The organism is Pedobacter sp. 01N416 (genome assembly GCF_056399685.1).
Genome location: NZ_JBFTRT010000567.1, coordinates 1 through 3,235, shown reverse-complemented (window position 1 = coordinate 3,235; position 3,235 = coordinate 1). Strand labels below are relative to the sequence as shown.

Sequence of the window (3,235 nt, the reverse complement as noted above, 5' to 3'; positions counted from 1 at the left end):
GTATTTAGTTTTATATTCGGCATACCTTCAAAAGAAATATTAAACGAAGCACGAAAGTTAGGCATTAAAACAGTGGGTGCAGCAACCACATTGGACGAAGCTTTAGCACTCGAAGAAGCCCGGGTTGATGCCATTGTTGCAACAGGATTTGAAGCGGGTGGACATCGTCCTTCATTCCTTAAACCGGCAGATGAATCGTTAACAGGGACTTTTGCATTGATCCAACAGGTAAAAGCGAAAACAAAAACACCTCTAATTGCTGCCGGTGGTATTGCCGATGCAAAAGGTATAAGGGCCGCATTAACACTTGGTGCAGATGCAGTTCAAATGGGTACCGCCTTTTTAGTAACCGACGAATCTAATGCAACGCCGATGCACAAGGCAAAACTTTTCTCCGAAGAATCAAAAAATACGGTGCTTTCTAAATCATTAACAGGAAGAATGGGYCGGATGATTGCTAACCGGATATCCAATGCTATTCATTATGAAACCGAGGTATTGCCCTTTCCGCTTCAAACCCGATTAATGGGGCCGTTACGAGCTGCTGCCATTGAGCAGGGCAAAACAGATATGTACAATTTCTGGTCGGGACAAAATGCGGTAAACTTAAAATATACTTCTGCAAAAGAATTAATGGAGGTGTTGGTTAAAGAGGTGAGGTAGTTGGCTTGGGGGATTGGTTAATTGTTTAAATCGGTAAACTGGTTATTGGTAACTGTTAACTGGCAACTGATCTTCGGACTCCCGACTAAAGACTCCGGACTAAGTGCTATTTCACCCGTACATTTTCTTCAGCTAACCTAACCGTTTCACTAATCCTTGTTGCTCTTGTTTCTGTTCTTTTGGCTTCTGATATCCATTTTAATATGGCTTTCTTTGAAGAACGAGGGAATTTATCCCAATGTGCTTGTGCTGATTTGTTGGCTTCAAATTCTTTTTTTAAATCATCGGGTACAATCAGATTTTCCACATCGTTTAGGGCATCCCACATGCCATTGGCTTTAGCTGTTTCGATCGACTGTAGTCCTGCATGGCTCATCAATCCTTGGGCTATCATGTGTAAAGCCTTATTCTTGTTAATTGCGCTCCAATTGCTTTTAGGTTTTCTTTTGGAGAAAAATTGATAGCGGCTTTCTTCATCACGTTTCATTGTTAAACTATCAATCCAACCATAACAGAGGGCTTCATCAACTGCGTTGCTATGTGGTAAACGATTTGCTGATGCATCTTTTTTATAGATAATTAACCAAACAGATACTTCTTTTTCATGGTTTTCGGCGAGCCATTGGCGCCAATCGGCCTGGGTTTTGGCATAAAAAGCTTTAACTCCGTTTTTTATTTCTTCCATAGCAATGATAGTTCATTAGTCATTCGTTCACTAGTCATTGGTCACTTCAATCTTAATTGGTTTTTTGTATAAATGGTTAATCGACTCCAAACGCCAAACGCCCAACTCCAAACTGGTTCACTCGGTTAATTGTTGAAATCGGTTAATTGACTCTAAACGCCAAACGCTCAACTCTAAACTACCATTGCTCATTTATCGTTAACGCTGTATATCAGCTGCACAACACCTGATGGAGCGCTTTTTGTTTCTTTTAATGTTAACCAAACCCGATTGGTAATTTCGCTGAACAGTAATTTTCCTTCACCCAATATTACCGGATGTACAGCTAGCTGAAACTCATCAACCATGCCGGCATTTAAAAAAGTCGATATTAATTTTGCACCACCGTACAGCCAGATATCTTTTCCGGGAAGATTTTTAATTTCGTTTACTCTTTCTACAATATCCGTTTGGATAAAAACAGCACCTGTATCATCGCTGATTTTGGTTTGCGAAAAAATATATTTTTTCTTGCTGTTAATGTTTTCGGAGATCGATTTCATCAATTCATCCTCTTCTTCTCCAGGCTGGTAATTTCCCCAGAGATCATAGCTGATTCGTCCATAAAAAATAGAATCTATGCCATCTAAAAAATCGTTAAAATTGGCATCGCCATCCATAATACACCAATCAATTTCTCCATTAGGTCCTTCAATGTAGCCATCAAGCGTAACGGCAAGGTTTAGAATAATTTTTTTCATATTTCGAAATTATTTTATCCGTTCGATACTAAAAGCGCGATCTTCTTTGTTAAAACCCACTTTAGGGTAATAATCAAAAGCAGTAGGTACTGATAAGAGAAGAAGCATACATTGATCTCCGAGTTTTTGACGTGTAATAGCAATCATTTCTTTGCCTATTCCCGAACTTTTTAAATCTGTAAATACTGCTAGATCTGCGAGGTAAGCGCACCAGACCCAATCGGTAATGGTTCTGGAAATACCAACAAGTTTATCTTCCTGCCAGGCCGTAACCAATAAGTCTGCATTTTTTAACATCAATGCTATTCTTTCTGGTTCAGTTGGCCTTTTAAGTCCGGCCTGGACAAATAGTTCAATTACTTCTTCTGGTGTAGGGATAACACCTATCTCATAGGTAATATTCATATCAATAGGTTTTACTACTAAATTACAAAATATCACTTAATGGACTAATATAAAATAGGTTTTGAATTTAGATTTGGGATTCATCACTATCAGTTAATTTTTCAACTTAACCTTAACTTAACATATACGCTCTTACTTTGTTCAGCATTGCCTGATATAGATGCTTTTAACATGACCAAACCCTTTAGTGTTCTTGTACTTTTTCTGCTTTTTATTTCGAACGCGATTGCCCAGGAAGAAAAATTCGAATCGATTATTGCCCTGAATCAAAAAGATCCGACTGCAGCCCTGGCTCAATTAAAAAAAATATACGCCAAATCTATCGATGACAATGATGAGCTTTTAGAAGGCAAATGTTTGCAGCAGATGGGTAAGATTTGTTATACACAAGGGCATTTCAGTCAATCGTTAGAGTTCTTTTTAAAAGCCGATAAAATATTCAACAATGCCAATCAATCGCTTTTATTGGCAGCCAACCTTAACGATGCGGGCGTGCTCTACTATTATATGAAGCAGAAAGACAAGGCTATGCATAGCTATAACAAAGCCATCGGTATCTATAAAAGATCGAATAACTTAACCGGACAGGCAACCGTTTTGGGCAATATTGGGCAGTTATACGAAAAAAGGCAACTTTACGACAGTGCATTTTACTATCAAAAGCTCGCTTTAAAAATAAACGGGCAGGTTAATGATAAAAGTGGGGCGGCAAAAATACACGAAAACCTGGGCAGTATATATG

General features: G+C 38.6%; 4 protein-coding genes and 1 pseudogene. 2 read left to right on the top strand and 3 right to left on the bottom strand.

The window, feature by feature from the left end; translation table 11 throughout:
* A partial coding sequence (locus tag AC1DND_RS23735; RefSeq protein WP_477585046.1) for an NAD(P)H-dependent flavin oxidoreductase occupies nt 1-663 on the top strand: 663 nt, incomplete at its 5' end.
* A 106-nt stretch (nt 664-769) separates the two neighbouring features.
* Here the strand turns inward: AC1DND_RS23735 and AC1DND_RS23730 are convergent.
* From AC1DND_RS23730 to AC1DND_RS23720, 3 genes are all read right to left on the bottom strand, one after another.
* The gene (locus AC1DND_RS23730) at nt 770-1,348 is read right to left on the bottom strand and encodes a YdeI/OmpD-associated family protein (protein ID WP_477585045.1); all 579 of its coding nucleotides are present in this window, start codon (nt 1,346-1,348) and stop codon (nt 770-772) included.
* 188 nt (nt 1,349-1,536) lie between these two features.
* Complete coding sequence (locus AC1DND_RS23725) at nt 1,537-2,088, bottom strand: dihydrofolate reductase family protein (protein WP_477585044.1); 552 nt, start codon at nt 2,086-2,088, stop codon at nt 1,537-1,539.
* Nucleotides 2,089-2,097: 9 nt separating this feature from the next.
* Nucleotides 2,098-2,493: a GNAT family N-acetyltransferase gene (locus AC1DND_RS23720; protein WP_477585043.1), complete on the bottom strand. Its 396-nt coding sequence runs from the start codon at nt 2,491-2,493 to the stop codon at nt 2,098-2,100.
* A gap of 171 nt (nt 2,494-2,664) precedes the next feature.
* On the opposite strand from AC1DND_RS23720, the pseudogene AC1DND_RS23715 reads away from it, so the two are divergent.
* A pseudogene (locus tag AC1DND_RS23715) lies at nt 2,665-3,235 on the top strand (tetratricopeptide repeat protein); the annotation flags it as partial.

Excerpts from the sequence above, each read along its gene's own strand:
- AC1DND_RS23730 (WP_477585045.1), bottom strand. The coding sequence starts at position 1,348 with ATGGAAGAAATAAAAAACGGAGTTAAAGCTTTTTATGCCAAAACCCAG.
- AC1DND_RS23725 (WP_477585044.1), bottom strand. The coding sequence starts at position 2,088 with ATGAAAAAAATTATTCTAAACCTTGCCGTTACGCTTGATGGCTACATT.
- AC1DND_RS23720 (WP_477585043.1), bottom strand. The coding sequence starts at position 2,493 with ATGAATATTACCTATGAGATAGGTGTTATCCCTACACCAGAAGAAGTA.